The 13,584-nt window shown below is 70.6% G+C and carries 14 protein-coding genes; 5 read left to right on the forward strand and 9 right to left on the reverse strand.

Going from position 1 to position 13,584, the window contains the following annotated elements; translation table 11 throughout:
* Both GV126_RS26795 and GV126_RS26800 read right to left on the reverse strand, forming a co-directional pair.
* A partial coding sequence (locus tag GV126_RS26795; RefSeq protein ID WP_236570115.1) for an alpha/beta fold hydrolase occupies positions 1-1,206 on the reverse strand: 1,206 nt, incomplete at its 3' end.
* A gap of 94 nt (positions 1,207-1,300) precedes the next feature.
* The gene (locus GV126_RS26800; protein WP_159671612.1) at positions 1,301-2,332 is read right to left on the reverse strand and encodes a medium chain dehydrogenase/reductase family protein; all 1,032 of its coding nucleotides are present in this window, start codon (positions 2,330-2,332) and stop codon (positions 1,301-1,303) included.
* Between the two features lie 175 nt (positions 2,333-2,507).
* On the opposite strand from GV126_RS26800, the gene GV126_RS26805 reads away from it, so the two are divergent.
* Positions 2,508-3,164 (forward strand): TetR/AcrR family transcriptional regulator, encoded by a 657-nt coding sequence (locus GV126_RS26805; RefSeq protein WP_159671614.1) that lies wholly within the window; start codon positions 2,508-2,510, stop codon positions 3,162-3,164.
* A gap of 369 nt (positions 3,165-3,533) precedes the next feature.
* Here the strand turns inward: GV126_RS26805 and GV126_RS26810 are convergent, their stop codons facing one another.
* A complete protein-coding gene (locus tag GV126_RS26810) occupies positions 3,534-4,046 on the reverse strand; it encodes a winged helix-turn-helix transcriptional regulator (protein WP_159671616.1) in 513 nt (170 codons plus the stop codon).
* 102 nt (positions 4,047-4,148) lie between these two features.
* On the opposite strand from GV126_RS26810, the gene GV126_RS26815 reads away from it, so the two are divergent.
* Positions 4,149-4,949 carry a crotonase/enoyl-CoA hydratase family protein gene (locus GV126_RS26815; RefSeq protein WP_159671617.1) on the forward strand — a complete coding sequence of 267 codons (801 nt, stop codon included), beginning with the start codon at positions 4,149-4,151 and terminating at the stop codon, positions 4,947-4,949.
* Positions 4,950-5,218: 269 nt separating this feature from the next.
* On the opposite strand, the gene GV126_RS26820 is transcribed toward GV126_RS26815, so the two are convergent.
* The 5 genes from GV126_RS26820 to GV126_RS26840 form a co-directional block, all read right to left on the reverse strand.
* Positions 5,219-5,677 (reverse strand): DUF2255 family protein, encoded by a 459-nt coding sequence (locus GV126_RS26820; protein WP_236570116.1) that lies wholly within the window; start codon positions 5,675-5,677, stop codon positions 5,219-5,221.
* A gap of 151 nt (positions 5,678-5,828) precedes the next feature.
* Positions 5,829-6,596, reverse strand: a complete 768-nt coding sequence (locus GV126_RS26825) for a glucose 1-dehydrogenase (protein ID WP_159671619.1) — start codon at positions 6,594-6,596, stop codon at positions 5,829-5,831.
* Between the two features lie 365 nt (positions 6,597-6,961).
* Positions 6,962-7,819, reverse strand: coding sequence for an aldo/keto reductase (locus GV126_RS26830; protein WP_159671621.1), 858 nt, complete (start codon positions 7,817-7,819; stop codon positions 6,962-6,964).
* On the reverse strand, positions 7,816-8,250 hold the full coding sequence (locus GV126_RS26835; protein ID WP_159671623.1) for a cupin domain-containing protein: 435 nt from the start codon (positions 8,248-8,250) through the stop codon (positions 7,816-7,818). Before GV126_RS26835 ends, GV126_RS26830 begins: the two co-directional genes overlap by 4 nt.
* A 70-nt stretch (positions 8,251-8,320) precedes the next feature.
* Positions 8,321-8,641: a carboxymuconolactone decarboxylase family protein gene (locus GV126_RS26840; RefSeq protein WP_159671625.1), complete on the reverse strand. Its 321-nt coding sequence runs from the start codon at positions 8,639-8,641 to the stop codon at positions 8,321-8,323.
* A gap of 570 nt (positions 8,642-9,211) precedes the next feature.
* On the opposite strand from GV126_RS26840, the gene GV126_RS26845 reads away from it, so the two are divergent.
* The 3 genes from GV126_RS26845 to GV126_RS26855 all read left to right on the forward strand — a co-directional run bounded on the left by GV126_RS26845 (position 9,212) and on the right by GV126_RS26855 (position 11,821).
* Positions 9,212-9,529 carry a polyprenyl synthetase gene (locus tag GV126_RS26845; RefSeq protein ID WP_419796036.1) on the forward strand — a complete coding sequence of 106 codons (318 nt, stop codon included), beginning with the start codon at positions 9,212-9,214 and terminating at the stop codon, positions 9,527-9,529.
* Positions 9,522-10,574 (forward strand): polyprenyl synthetase family protein, encoded by a 1,053-nt coding sequence (locus GV126_RS26850; RefSeq protein WP_159671627.1) that lies wholly within the window; start codon positions 9,522-9,524, stop codon positions 10,572-10,574. The genes GV126_RS26845 and GV126_RS26850 overlap by 8 nt, the downstream gene beginning before the upstream one ends.
* Positions 10,575-10,660: 86 nt before the next feature.
* On the forward strand, positions 10,661-11,821 hold the full coding sequence (locus GV126_RS26855) for an oxygenase MpaB family protein (protein WP_159671629.1): 1,161 nt from the start codon (positions 10,661-10,663) through the stop codon (positions 11,819-11,821).
* Between the two features lie 27 nt (positions 11,822-11,848).
* Here the strand turns inward: GV126_RS26855 and GV126_RS26860 are convergent, their stop codons facing one another.
* Complete coding sequence (locus GV126_RS26860; protein ID WP_236570117.1) at positions 11,849-13,108, reverse strand: MFS transporter; 1,260 nt, start codon at positions 13,106-13,108, stop codon at positions 11,849-11,851.
* Positions 13,109-13,584 lie beyond the last annotated feature (476 nt).

Raw genomic sequence — 13,584 nt, forward strand, 5'->3', positions numbered from 1 at the left:
GCCGGTGAGCGCGGTCCAGGAGCGCACGGCGCCGCCCAGGTGCGGGGAGATCCGGGCCAGGTCCTTGCGCAGGCGGGTGAGCTGGTCGACCGTGGTGACCGGGCGCGTGCTGTCCAGGCAGGCGGGGATCTGGACCTGAACGGGGTCGAGGGTGTCGTCGGGTTCGTAGGTGAAGTCGGTCGCGTCGCCGGCCTGAGCCTTGACGACGGCTTGGGCGAGGGCGGGCCAGGTGACGCCGGAGAGGGTCAGGTAGTCCTGGGTGGCGGTGCGGATGTCCTCGCCGGTCAGGGTCCGGGTGCCGTCGGCGGTGGGGATCGGGGTGCGGTCGGCACGGGCGACGAGGGCGTCGTACTCGGCCGCGGCGTCCTTGCCGTGCAGGGCGCAGGTTGTCGAGGCCGCGCACCAGGCGGTGAAGCGGTGGAACGCCTCCTCCGCCGTGGCCGCTTCACGCCGGATGCGCTCGACGGGTGTGGTGGTGTCGTCCAGCGCCGTGTCCAGGACCATGGTGCGCAGCCGGCCGGGATGGAGGGCGGCGTAGGTGCGCCCCAGCAGGGTGCTGTAGTGGATGCCGTACCAGCTCAGCTGCTTCTCACCGAGGCCGGTGCGCACGGCTTCGAAGTCCCATGCGGCGCTGGTCAGGTCGGTGTGGGCGACCAGGGGGCCGTTCTCGCGCAGGCAGTCGACGGCGAGGGCGCGGTTGTGGGCGACGAGCGTGTCGAACTGCTGCTGGTTGCGCGGGAAGTGGGTGACGCCGACGGGCTTGAGGGGTGTGGTGCAGCGGATAGGGGTGCTGTGGCCCACTCCGCGCGGGTCGACGGCGACCAGGTCGAAGTTCCGGCTCATGGCGCCGGCGAAGGACGGGAAGCCGATCCGCATCGCCAGGCGGAGCTGTTCGATCGACGACCCGCCGGCTCCGTCGTTGAGGAGGAGCGTGCCCTGGCGGTGGGCCTGGTCGTCGGCGGGGCGGCGGACCAGGGCGAGGGTGAGGCTGCCGTCGCGCGGGTGGGCGTAGTCGACCGGGACCCGCAGCGTGCCGCACTGCATTCCTTCGAACTCCGTGTCGGAGCAAGCGCTCCAGCTGATCCGGCTCGTGGAGGCGGCGGTCTGGTGCTGAGCGGGGGCGGCGACCGCCGGGGTGGCGAGCGTGGCTGTGGCAACGAGAGCGGCGGTGAGAGTACGCCGGAGGTGGGTGCGCAGTCTGGGCATAGGACTGTTCTCCTGAGGGCGCGCCGACGGCGCGGGTGACGAGGGGACCGTGCGGGGAGTGGGCGCGTGGGTGCGCCGGCTCCTGCGTGGGTCGTCAGGGGTGCAGGACGACCTTTCCGGCGACGGTGCCGGACTCGGCCAGCCGCATGGCCTCGGCGGCCTGGGTCAGGGGCAGTTCAGCAGCGATCCGGGCGGTGATCTCACCGCGTCGCAGGGCTTCGAAGACCTCGGTGAGGTCGGCGCGCAGCCGGTCCTGGAAACGACCGCGGTTCAGAGCACGGCCGGCCCAGACGTTGAAGAAGTAGGCGCGGCGGCGATTGGGCAGAGTGTTCCACAGCCAGACCCGGCCGAGGAGCTTGAGGACGGGCCACTGCTTGGAGCCCTCGTCGTCGCGGGTGGAGGCGCTGCCATAGGAGACGAGCGTGCCGCCGGGGGCGAGCAGGCGCCAGGAGTCGACGATGCTGCGGCCGCCGACGTGGTCGAAGACGGCGTCCACGCCCCCCGGGGCGAGTGCGCGGACGCGGGCGGGGATGTTCTCGGTGCGGTAGTCGATCGGCATCACTCCCTGTTCCCGCAGGGCGGCGTGGTGACGTGCGGAAGCGGTGCCGATCACCTGGGCGCCCGCGACCTGGGCGAGCTGGACCAGGACCGACCCCACTCCCCCGTTGGCGCCGTGTACCAGAACGGTCTGCCCGGCGCGGATGCGGGCCTTGCGGTGGAGCATCTGCCAGGCCGTGATGCCGTTGATCACCACGGTCTCCGCCTCCGCCGCGCCGATTCCCTCGGGGACCGGCACCAGGTCGGCGGCGTCGACGACCACATGGCTGGCCCAGCCGCCGACCTTCAGCAGCGCGGCCACCCGGGTGCCGACCAGACCCGCGTCGACGCCCTCGCCGATCGCCGCCACGGTGCCGACCACGTCGTAGCCGGGGACGAACGGGAAGGGCGGCTGGTCGTAGTAGCGGCCCCGGCGCATCTGCTGTTCCGCGAAGGAGACACCGGTGGCTTCCATGCGGACGACGACCTGTCCCGGGCCGGCAGTCGGCACCGCTCCCCGGCGCACCTGAAGCCCCTCCGGCTCGACCTTGCCGGGCAGCACGACCTCGACCATCTCAGCAGCGTTCATGACGACCTCCCTGGACTCCACCAGCACCGTTAGTGGCTGGCGCGTTCGTTAGAAGTTATAACGGGCCTGCCGAGTGACAGTCAAGTACGTTCGTAATAGGCTCTAACTCCACGGTTGACCAGCCGCCCCTCCGGCTCCCGGAAGCCGGCGGACACGACAGGGAAGGGACGAACCCATGGCCATCGCAGGGAAAGAGACCCCACGCGAGCGCTACCGAGCCCAGCTTCGGGCCGAGATCAAGGAACGCGCCTGGGAGCAGATCGCCGCCGCCGGGGCACCGGGACTGTCCCTCAACGCCATTGCCAAACAGATGGGCATGAGCGGCCCGGCGCTCTACCGGTACTTCAGCAGCCGGGACGAACTGATCACCGAACTGATCCGCGACGCCTACCGCAGTCTCGCCGACACCCTCCGCACCGCCGCCGCATCCGGTGCCGACCTAGCCGGACTCGGGCGCGCCCTGCGCGCCTGGGCCCTGGACGACCCCCAGCGCTACTTCCTCATCTACGGCACACCCGTGCCCGGCTACCACGCCCCCGACGACATCACCATGATCGCCTCAGAGATCATGGACGCCCTGCTGGACGCCGCCCAGCCGGCCGCCGGCCCTGCCGCGGACGCAACGGAGGGGACGCCGCTCGAACGCCACCTCGCCGAACACCGGCAGTGGGCAGGCGACCACCCCGCCTCACCAGCAGCCCTGCGCCGAGCCCTGCAGTTCGGGCCCCGCCTGCACGGCGCCCTTTCCCTGGAACTGGCCGGCCACTTCACCGGCATGGGCTTCGATCCGGCCGAACTGTACGAGAACGAACTACGGCACCTGGCACAGTGAGGGGACAACCACGGCGATCGCCCAAGGTCACAGGCCGCGGGCGGCAGGCAAGGAAGCCGCGGGGCCGAGTCCGCCCATCTCGCTGCCGATCAGGCCGCCCCTCGGGCAACCGGCCCAAGCAGTCGGTGTGCGCTCAGCTCAGCCTTCTTCGAACCGGCCGCTCACAGGGGCCCCCAGACCTGGGTCGGTCGTACCATCGCAGCACTCTGCCACGGCGTCGGCGCTCTCCTCAGCGCGACTCCGGCACGCGCCGCCTGAAGCTCGATGGCTTCCACCCCCACCACGCGGGTGACGAGCGAACGGCACCAGCAGCCGTCGCCTACATGGGCAGGCGGTGACGTGGGGCGCGTCGGCTTGAGGGAACCGCCGTCACCGGCTCGCCGCATCCGCTCCGAAGCGCGCCTTCACACGGGGGTCGTCGAGCAGGCGAGCCGGGTAGCCGGCACCGGTGCGTACCGTGACGTCCTCGCCGGCGAGGGGCTCACCGCAGGAGGAGCACACCACCCGGGCCCGCGTGTCGTGACCGCACACGGTGTGCCGCATGACCACCGGTACGCCCTCGTCGTCCGCCAGCCAGCGGTCACCCCACGCGTTGAGGGCGGCCAGCACCCCGAAGAAGTCACGGCCCTTCTCCGTGGGCAGGTACTCGTGGCGGACCGGGTCCGACTGGTAGGCCCGGCACTCCAGGATGCCGGCGTCCTCCAGACGTCGGAGCCGGTCGGTGAGGGTGTTGCGGGCGATGCCGAGCGAGTCGATGAAGCCGTCGAAGCGTGACTCGCCGTAGAAGATCTCGCGCAGCACCAGCAGGGTCCACGCGTCGCCCAGGAGGTCGACCGTGCGGGCGATCGAACACGGCCAGCCGGTGAACGAGGTTCTTCTCACCCCAGCAACCTTATCAGTTTCATGACGAGACGGACTTGTCCCGGCGTGGCCCCGCCCTCTAACGTCCAGTGGGTCTCATCATGCAACTAACGAGGAGGAGTGATGAATGCTGCCCAGGTGGGCCCGGACACCGTCACCGTCGAACGCAAGGGGCACGTGCTGCTCATGGGCCTGAACCGCCCGGCGAAGCGCAATGCCTTCACCCGGGACATGCTCAGCGAGCTGGCCGCCGCCTACGGGCTGCTGGAAGCCGACGACGACCTGTGGTGTGGTGTTCTCTTCGCGCACGGCGACCACTTCACCGGCGGCCTGGACATGGTCGACGTCGGCAGCGAACTCGCCTCGGGGCACTTCCCCCTCCCCGACGGCGGCCGCGACCCCTGGCGGCTGGACGGCCCCTGGACCAAGCCGGTCGTCGCCGCCGCGCAGGGCTGGGTGATGACCCTCGGCATCGAGCTGCTGCTCGCCGCGGACATCCGCGTGGCGTCCCGCGACGCGCGCTTCGCGCAGTACGAGATCCGCCGCGGCATCTACCCGTTCGGCGGCGCCACCTTCCGCTTCCCGCGGCAGGCGAGCTGGGGCAACGCAATGCGCTGGGTGCTGACCGGTGAGGAGTTCGACGCCGCGGAGGCGTACCGCATCGGCCTGGTGCAGGAGGTCACGGCCGACGGGGCGACGGCCGTCGCGCGGGCCACCGAGATCGCCGCCCTCATCGCGGAGAAGTCCGCTCCCCTGGGGGTGCGCACCGTCCTGAAATCCGCCCATCTGGCCCACGAGCACGGCGACCGGGCCGCCATCGAGCGCCTGCGTCCCGATATCGCCCGGCTCCTGACCACCACCGACGGCGCCGAGGGCGTCCAGTCCTTCGTCGAGCGCCGCGACGCGGTCTTCACCGGCCGGTGACTCAATCCCGGGCGTATGGCCCGTGGCCCGTACGCCGGCCTCCCGGCCGCGTTCGACGGGCCGGCCGGCAGCGCAAGACTCGCATGCGGGCCCACCGCCTGCATTGCGCTTCCCGTGGTCGTCCCACAGCCGTCGACCCACGGCGCGGAAGTTCGCGTCCACGATGACCACAGGCATCCTCAGCGCCGGAGCAGAGGCCGTCACCGGGCGGATCCGGCTGCGCCGCATCGCGTCCGGCCCGGGCCCGGCGCCGGTGAGAGCGAACGCGGTCATGGAGATGTCTCCGGTTTCCGAGTGGAGCGGGTCAGGTCTTCGGGATCAGCCGCAGGGTGGTGGCGCGGGCCTGCTCGGCGGTCATGGGTTCGACGTAGCCGGCCGGGGTAGCGGCCGTACTTGGCGCGATAGGCGCCGTCCACGCGGTCGTTGGCGGCGGGGTCGGTGACCGGGGTGAAGGAGACGTCGGTGTCGATCCGACCGACGCTGATGTGTCCGGTGCCGGTGGTGCGCGCCGTCTTCCACCACGCACCGTCGGTGCCGCGCCAGGAGCGGACGAACACCTGATCGCCGTCGGTGACGACCCAGATGGTGGTCGGCTTGCGCAGCGAGCCGTCGGTGACGACCCAGATGGTGGTCGGCTTGCGCAGCGAGCCGTCGCTGCGGCGGGGAGCGATGTGCAGTTCGTCGGCGGCGGCGAGGTGCTCCAGTGCGCGCGGGGTCCAGGTGGTCACGGGGTGGTCCCTTCGCTGTGCGGGGCTGGGCAGGGTGCGGCGGGGACCCGCCGCCCGGGTGCGCGGGGAAGGCACCGCTGTGCCAAGTACCGGCAGTGCCACCCAGGCCCCGTGCCGGTGCGAACACAGGAACCTGGGAGGCCCTGGGCGTTCAGTGGGCCGTGAAGCCGCCGTCGACGGGCAGGGCGACGCCGATGACGAACGTGGCAGCGGGGCTGCACAGCCACAGCACAGCGTTGGCGATCTCGTCGGCGGTGCCCAGTCGGCCGATCGGCTGCTGCTTCATGATCTCGGCCATGGCCTCGGCCTGGCCTTCGAGCATGCCGGCGACCATCGGCGTGTCGATCGTGCCCGGGCACACGGCGTTGATGCGAATGCCCCGGGCGGCGTACTCCACGGCCGCGCTGCGGGTCAGCCCGATCACGCCGTGCTTGGAGGCGTGATAGGCGGCGCGTTCCGGCAGACCGACCAGGCCGCCCAGGGAGGAGCAGTTGACGATCGCGCCTGAGCCCTGGGCGCGCATCTGTCGCAGTTCGTGCTTCTGGCAGGTCCAGATGCCGCGCAGGTTGACCGCGTTGACGCGGTCGAAGTCCTCGGCGCGCTCCTCGGCGGCGTCGGCCGGTGGCACTTGGATGCCGGCGTTGTTGAACGCCATGTCCAGCCGCCCGAAGGTCTGCACGGCGCGCTCGACCATGGCCGCGGCCTGGTCCTCGTCCGCGACGTCGCAGCCGACACCGAGGGCCTGGTGGCCGTCGCCGGTGAGGCTTTCGGCCGCAGCCTCGGCCGCCCGGCGGTCCAGGTCGGCCAGGACGACGGCCGCGCCGGCGTGGGCGAAGGCCCGCGCGGTGGCCAGGCCCATGCCGGAGGCGGCGCCGGTGACCAGCGCGACCTGCCCGGTGAAGTCGTAGGTGGGGTTCATGGTGCTCTCTCCTCGCCCCGGGGCGTGCGGCCGCAAGGGGGGTGGGCCGGGCCACGGTGCGCGGCCCCGCCCCTTCTGCGGCGCAGGCCCCGGAGGCGTCGATCACTGATGGTGGTTACCCGTGGGGCGGGAACTCAAGGACGATCGTCCGGCTCGCTGCGTCATGGCCGACCCTCGCCGGCGCAACGTGCTGCCGTTGTAGGCGCGCCCGCACACCTCGCCGGCGGCGACGGATCGGGCCCGGGTCGGCTTTCCGGGGGTGAGACTGTCGTCGCGGTACGGGGGCGTGGAGGTCATCGGTCGAGGTATCACTTCGAGCCGCCGCTCAGGGCGTCAGGCCGTCACGGGGCGGCGCTGGTCCGGCGTCACTTGCCGCTGTAGACAGGGAAGACGCTGTGCTCGCCGTAGTCCACGTCGCGCAGATCCCGCAGGACGTCCATGTCCTCGCCGGAGATCTCGAAGTCGACTGCGGCGTTGGACCGCATGTGCTCGGGGTTTGCCGTCTTGGGCAGCGACACGGTGCCCAGTTGCAGGGTGTAGCGGATGCACAGTTGCGCAACGGACACGCCGTACTTTTCTGCCATCGCCTGGACCTCGGCGTGCTTCAGGATCGCGCCGTGGGCGATCGGCGAGTACGCCTCGACGAGGATCTGCTTGCTCTCGCAGTAGGCCAGCAGCTCGGAGGGAGTGTTGCCCGCGTGCACGAGCAGCTGGTTGACGTGCGGCACGACGCTCGCTCCCTGCAAAAGGTTCTCCAGGTCCTGCTGCTGGAAGTTGGACACCCCGATGGACCGGATCTTGCCGGCCTGGTGCGCCTCCTCGAGCGCGCGCCACGCCGCGCGGTTGCCCTCGGCGTAGTCGCCGCCGCGGAAGTCGTCCCACGGCTGCGGGCTGTGGATCAGCATCAGGTCGATGCGGTCCAGGCCGAGCTTTCGCAGGGAGCCGTCGATCGCGGCGACCGCCTGGTCGTAGTCCTTGATCTCCGCCGCGAGTTTGGTCGAGACGAACAGCTCGTCGCGGGGCACTCCAGCGCTGCGTACGCCCTCGCCGACGCCGCCCTCGTTGCCGTACGCCTGGGCGGTGTCGATGTTGCGGTAGCCGATCTCCACGGCTGCGCGGACCGCGTCGGCCGCCTTGTCGTCGTCGATGAACCAGGTGCCGAGCCCCAGCTTGGGGATCTCGACGCCGTTGGACAGCGTGTAGGTCTCGTCCAGGATGGTCATGCGTGCGCTCCGTTCCTCGGCAGCTGCCCGTACACCTCGTCGGTGACCGGCTCGAGCCACTCGTTGCTGACGTTCTCGCCCGGCGTGATGAAGGCGACGTGGGAGAACCACGAGTCGGCCTTCGCACCGTGCCAGTGCTTCGTGCCCGCCGGGACGCGGATCACTGTTCCCGGCTCCATGCTGACGGGTTCCTCGCCCTCGGCCTGGTACCAGCCGCTGCCCGCCGTGCAGAGCAGGATCTGGTCACCGCCGCCGCCCGTGCCGTGGTGGATGTGCCAGTTGTTGCGGCAGCCCGGCTCGAAGGTGACGTTGCTGACGGGGACGCTCCCCGAGGCGAGCGGAGCCAGGTAGCTCTGGCCGATGAAGTACTGCGCGAAGGCGTCGTTCTTCTCCCCGAGGGGGAAGATCTGATCGAAACCGTTGCCAGCCATTTCGTTCTTTCCTCTGATTCAATCCGCCCCCCTGACGGTGCGGGGCTTCATTGCGCTGCTCGCGCCGTGGTCAGGCGGAGCGCTCGTCGGCGATCTTCTTCAGCTGCGTGATCGCGGTCATGGCGTTGGGCCATCCGGCGTAGAAGGCCAGGTGCGTGATCGCCTCGGACAGCTCCTCCACCGTGAGTCCGTTGTCCAGCGCCACACCCAGGTGATAGGGCAGCTGCTCGCTGCGGTACAGCGCGGCCAGCACGCTGACCGTGACCAGGCTGCGATCCCGTGGGGCAAGCCCGGGACGCTGCCACACGTCCTGGAAGAGGACTTCGTTGGTGACCTCGACCAGCTTCGGCGCGATGCCGGCCAGTTCCCGAGGCGCGGACTGCTGTGCCATGAGGCGACTCCCTGCAAAGGTGTGAACACGAGGACGCGGCGTTGCTCACTGTCGGCCAGAAGAGGCCGACGGGCATCCGCAGGAGGGGTTCCCCGCCTCCCGGACGTGGACCGCATCCGCTGCCACCATCGAGGAAATCGCAGCTCACAGCCGTGCGGAAGGCCCTGCTGTTACAGGTACTGACAGAACCCCCCAGGGCTGGGTGTTCCACCCGGCCCGGCCTGGCCTGGACGGCCTGGACACCACCCACGAGATCCGGCACCGGGCGAACGGCTCACTGGCCGCCTACAGCTCCTGGACCGGGTCCTTCATCCGCTGATCGTCGGGCATCGTCCCGGCCCCCGTCCGCAGCAGCACGACCATGTACGGGTCGTTCAAGGGTGTGCTCGCCCTCATGGCCACCCCTACCCCTCCCCCACACCAAGCCCGGGCCGAGCAGGCCGAAGTCGGCTGAACAGAGTGTGACCGCGTGGGTACAGCAGTTCTCGTTCGGGTGTGCGATGTGATCACTCGATCGTGAGTTTTTCCCTTCATGTTCCCGGTGCGACGTGATGCTGGACAGGACGGCGTATGACCGGCGCCGCTCGGACGTGCTGGACCGGAGGGGGCCTGATGCAGGGAGCGGATCGGCGCGGGCGTCTGGATGAACAGGCGGTGCTGCTGGTGGCCGGGGTGGCCGATCTGGCGGTGAGCGCATTGGGGTCGGCTCTGGGGACGGTGCGGGGGTTGCTGCGGCGTTCGGACGCCGCGGATCTGGCCGCGCAGGCCGAGCAGGACCTGATGGCGCGCGGTCGCATCGCGCTGGACCGGCACGCGGCCGTTCCCCCGGCCCACTTGGAGATCCTCGCTCGGCATGCCCTGTCCCGGCGGGCCGCCGGCGATGTCTGAGCGGTGGGAGCCGGCCACGTTCAAGAGCCGGATCGACAAGGTGCTGCGCGACTTCGTCGCGCAGGAAGCGGACCAGCTGGTGGCGATCGACCCCGCGCTGGAGCCGGTGGCCGAGCAGCTTCAGGCGGCGGTGGCGGACGGTAAACGGCTGCGGGCGGCGTTCTGCTACTGGGGCTGGCGTGCGGCAGGGCAGCCGGACGGTGATTCGCTGGTGCGGGCGGCGGCCTCCATGGAGCTGGTGCACGCCGCTGCGATCGTGCACGACGATCTCATCGACGACAGCCCGTTGCGGCACGGCCGGCCCACGGCCCAGGTGGCGCTGCGCGGGGCGTTGCGTCGTCGCCCACGTGCCGTCTCCGCAGCCAGGTCGCTGGCGATGCTGGTCGGGGACCTGCTGATGTCGCTGGCCGGGCAGCTGTTCGTCACCAGCGGTCTGCCCGCGGCATACCTGGCGCGGGCCCGCCCCTTGTGGTCGGTCATGGCCCGGGAACTGGTAGCGGGCGAGTGCCTGGAGATTCTGCACACAGCGGCCGATCCGGACACCGCCGCGTCGTTGAAGGTGATCCGGTACAAGACGGCCAAGTACACGGTCGAACACCCTCTCCTCATCGGCGGGGTGCTGGCCGGGGCCGGCGGGCGGCTGCGCGAGGGCTACTCCGCCTACGGGCTGCCGCTGGGCGAGGCGTTCCAGCTGCGGGACGACCTGCTCGGTCTGTTCGGCGACCCGGAACATACCGGCAAGGCCGGCGCCGACGACGTACGCGGTCATCGACCCACCGCCCTGCTGGCGGAGACCTGGCGTGTCGCCGGTGAGGAGGATCGGGAGCAGTTGCGCGGCCTGCTCGGCAGACGCGGAGCGGACACCGGCGGTCTGGACACGGTCCGCGAGCTGATGCGCCGATTGAAGACACCCGACCTCATCGAGGACATGATCACCGCGCGGGTCGAGACCGCTCTTGGTGCTCTGCACGAGCTCGACGTTCCCGCGCACGCTGTCGCGGCCCTGACCGCACTGGCGCACTCCGCGGCGGTCCGCCGGTCCTGATCTGCCGCTCCGGGGCGGGCAGTTGCCGCTCCCCCAGTGGCCACCCCCCGCCTCGTGGAAATCCCGCCCGTACAAGGAGTTCTGCCATGACCTGCACCGAGGCCTCCATGGACGCCCTGCGCCAGGCCGGTGACGACCTCGCCGACGCCGTCGTCGCCGAACTGTTCGAACGGGGGGAAGTGGGCAAGTTCAACACCTTGATGCGCCACGTCTCCACCGCCGGCACCCCCCTGCCGGACGGACTGCCCGACGTCGCACGCGAGTACCTTCAGGCCACCAGCGTCCCACCGACCTGGGTAGACTGGGGCGAGATGGAGAAAGCCCGGCTGTTCTTCATCGACAACAACGTGCACATCTCCACCGCGCTGGCCTTCGCTTCCATGCCCGCCTGCTACGTCGTCCCGCACGTCGCGAAGCTGCTGTCGGCCACCCACGGGCTGAACTACCCGTCCAAGCGGATGGCGGAGACCGGCCAGTTCACCGTCTACCTCATGCAGCCCGACGCCTTCGAGGCAGGAAGCCGGTTCATCCCCGCCGCCCAGAAAGTGCGCCTGCTGCACGCCTCCATCCGCCACCACCTCACGCGGGAGAACCGCTGGGACACCGAGACGATGGGAACGCCGATCTGCCAGGAGGACATGATCGGCGGGCAGATGTTCTTCTCCCTCCTGGTCCTGGACAGCCTGCACCGGCTCGGCATCCACATGAGCGCCGAGGGAGCCGAGGCGTACTTCTATGCCTGGCGTGTGGTCGGCGCCATGCTGGGCGTCGACCAGGAGGCCGTCCCGAAGACCCTTGACGAGGCCCGGCAGTTCCTCGACCTGTACATGGTCCGGCATATGGGGCCCTCCGCAGAAGGAGCCCAGCTGACCCGGCAACTCATCGATCTCTACGAGGATGTCGTGCCCGGCACCTTCTTCGACCCCATCGTCTCCGCCCTGATCCGCTACCTGATCGGCGACACCTGCGCCGACTGGCTGCAGGTCCCCCGCACCCCGTGGGACACCGTCGTCAAGACCGTGCCGCACCTGCTCGGCGTCCTGGAGACCATCGAGGACCGCTCCCCGCTCGGAGCCTGGGCGCTGGACCGCCTCGGCCACCTCACCACCATCTTCGAGTTGTCGTCCCTCACCCGCGGACGCGTCATGCACTACGCCGTCCCGGAGCAGCTGAGGAAAGACTTCGGTGTCAGCGGCGCCCTGCCGCGCACCCACCGATGGACGCCCCCCGCCGCCACCGTCTCCTAGCCGTGCTTCGTCAGGTCACCCCCGTTCTCAGCCGTCGGACGGCGAGGCGCTCGCCTGCCGCACGTCCTCCTCGGGGACGGCGGGCCGCAGTGGCTGCCGTCGGGAACCGGCGAGGCACCAGACCGTAGTGACCACGCCGCCCGCGCCGACGGCCCCCAGCAGCAGTCGGTGGTCGACGACAGCGACCAGGCCGGCTCCGACCCCCTGGGCCACCACGCTGGGACCGAACAGGAACGTGTTCGCCGTGGCCGCCACCCGTCCCAGGAGGTTCTCCGGCGTCTCCCGCTGCACCGCCGTCAACGCGCTGATGAGCCCGCACGGCAGACCGACGCCGATCAGCACGCTTCCCGCGAGGGCGAGGCCGGTGGACGAGGTGGCGCGCAGGACCACGCCCAGGGAGAAGACGGCGATGCCCGCGGCGCTGAAAGCGGGCTCCGACATACGGCGCATCAGGGCGCCCGCCGTCAGACCGCCCAGCATGGAGCCGATCCCCTGGAAGGTGTACAGCACTCCGACGAAGGCGGCGTCGCGGTGCAGGCCGGAGTCCACCACGGCGTAGACGGCCGCGGCGTTGAGACCGCTGAGCAGCATGACGGAGCCACCCGCAAGGACCAGGCGGCGCAGCAGGGGGTGCCGCCAGAGGTAACGGGCGCCCTCCACCGTCTGAGCCGCCCAGGACTCGCGCCCCGGGCGGCCGACCGGGGGCTCGGACACCCGTATGCAGGCGAAGGCCGCCGCCGCGGCCAGGAAGGTCGCCGCGTCCAGCAGGGCCACGGAGAAGCCGCCCCGGGCGGCGAACAGGGCGGCCCCTGCCAGGGGCGCCACCAGTTTCATCCCCTCGTTCGCGGTCATCCGCAGCCCGTTGAAGTCGCCCCGCAGCTCGGCCGGTACGGCGGCGGTGACCAGCGCCGCCTCCGCGGCGTCCTGCAGCACGGTGCTGATCCCGTAGACGATCATGACGGCGAACAGGATCCACAGGCCGTCGGCGGACCTGACCGCCAGCAGCGGCAGCAGCAGCACGGCCATGGCGACGTTCGTGGCGATCAGCAGCGTCCGCCGCTGGGTCCGGTCGGCCACCACCCCGACGGCGGGGCCGAAGAGGGTGGGCAGCCATACGCAGAAGGTGGCCAGCGCCGCGACACTGCTCGACCCGGTCAGCTCCTTCACCCACATGCCGGCGACCAGCGACATGGCCGTGCTGCCGAAACCCGACACGACCACACCGCTCAGGTACAGGCCGGAGTTCCGGTCGGTCAGCACCTTCCTCAGGCCAGTGGGTCCGGTCACGTGCATCAGTTCTCCTTGTCGAGGCTCCGGCACCGACGACCCCGCGGTTCACCTACTGGCGCGTATCCAACCAGGCGTACGACTGCTGCCGGCAGCTTTCGGCCATCACCTCCGCGGGACGGCCCGCGTGATTGAGGTGCGCGTGGACAGCGGCAGGTGGCGCTGGTAGACAGCGGGCAAGTGTCCTCAGCGTGCCTTTTGGTTTCGTTACGCGATCCCAACGGTCGCCGGGGGCACCGCGGTTACACCCGGGCCACGCTGCCGCATACAGCGGGGCAGGCTCACTGCGCAGCCGATGCGCATCACGATGGGCTCCATTGCCCAGCCGGCGCCTGAGTGGCGTACACTCCCACCCCGCCGAACACACCGCGATGCCAGGGTGCGCGGCATCGTCCGCGCCACGCATCGCCCTTGCGCAGGATGACGGATCAGTGCGCAAACCGACCCGTCCGCGCACACCCGGGGACCAAGCGCCA

The organism is Streptomyces mexicanus (assembly GCF_902506575.1).
In the GTDB taxonomy this organism is placed as follows: domain Bacteria; phylum Actinomycetota; class Actinomycetes; order Streptomycetales; family Streptomycetaceae; genus Streptomyces; species Streptomyces mexicanus.